Consider the following 1,303-nt stretch of genomic DNA (forward strand, 5'->3'; position numbering starts at 1 on the left):
GATAATGGCAAGGGTGATTGACCAAGGTTCAAGGCTATCAGCGGTTAGACTGGCAGGCCGGCATGCGATATGTGATCTTATCAATCTAACAAGCTTTAACGAAGATGACCTTTATGAGAATCTTGACTGGCTTTGCAAGAATCAAGCAAAGATAGAAAAGCGAATATTTGATATGCGATATAAGGGGCAAGAGAAACCCAAACTATATCTGTATGACGTGACAAGTAGCTATCTGGAGGGAGTAGAGAACGAATTAGGAGATTGGGGATATCCTCGAGATGGCAAGAAAGGAAAGTTACAGATAGTAATAGGTCTTTTAACAGATGGAGAAGGAGTTCCGGTATCAGTAGAAGTATTCAAAGGAAATACTAAAGACACAAAGACCTTTCTGAGCCAAGTGAAGAAGATTGCCAATCGGTTTGAGATAGAAGAAGTAACAATGGTTGGTGATAGAGGGATGATAAAGAGGGCTCAGATTAAATATCTCAAGGAAGAACATTTTCATTACATCACAGCAATAACAAAGCCTCAAATAAAGAAACTGATAAATGATGAAATCTTTCAGCTTGATCTTTTCAGTGAAGATGTGTGTGAGGTGGATAACGATGGTATTCGATACATTTTAAGAAGAAATCCAATACGTGTAGAAGAGATAGAACAAACAAGGTATGAGAAAACAGACAAGATTAAAAGACTCATAGAGGCCAAAAACAAGTATCTTGCTGATCACCAAAAGGCAAAGGAGTCGGTTGCATTAAGGGATATAAAGAAAAAGCTTACTAATCTCAAATTATCCAAGTTTGTAGCAGTTGAGGCTAAGAATAGGATACTATCAATTAAAATAGATGAAGAGAAGAAGGGAGAGATATCGCTATTAGACGGTTGCTATGTAATTAAGACAGATATTGGAAAAAAAGATGCCTCAGCAGATACAGTACATGAGAGATATAAAGATTTAGCGTTGGTTGAGCAGGGCTTCCGCACAATAAAGACTGGGGTTTTAGAGACGCGACCAATTTTTGTGCGTAAAGAAAAGAGAACTAGAGGACATGTATTTGTCGTGTCCCTTGCATATAGGATAGTTCATGAACTTCAAAAGCTATGGGCTGATATGGATTTAACAGTGCAAGAGGGGATAGAAGAACTAACTGGTATAGATTGCCGAGAAATAAAAGTAGGAGACATAACTGTAAATCAAATCCCTCAACCAAGAGGTTTAGGAGAAAAATTGCTAAAGGCGGCTAAGGTGATTTTACCAGAAGTCTTACCAAATCGAAATATATTTGTAGCCACCAGAAGAAAA

1 protein-coding gene is annotated in these 1,303 nt (G+C 37.9%); it reads left to right on the forward strand.

Translation table 11 applies throughout. The features are described from left to right. A partial coding sequence (locus HY987_RS08520) for an IS1634 family transposase (RefSeq protein ID WP_292757559.1) occupies nucleotides 1-1,303 on the forward strand: 1,303 nt, incomplete at both ends.

This window comes from Methanobacterium sp., assembly GCF_016217785.1.
In the GTDB taxonomy this organism is placed as follows: domain Archaea; phylum Methanobacteriota; class Methanobacteria; order Methanobacteriales; family Methanobacteriaceae; genus Methanobacterium.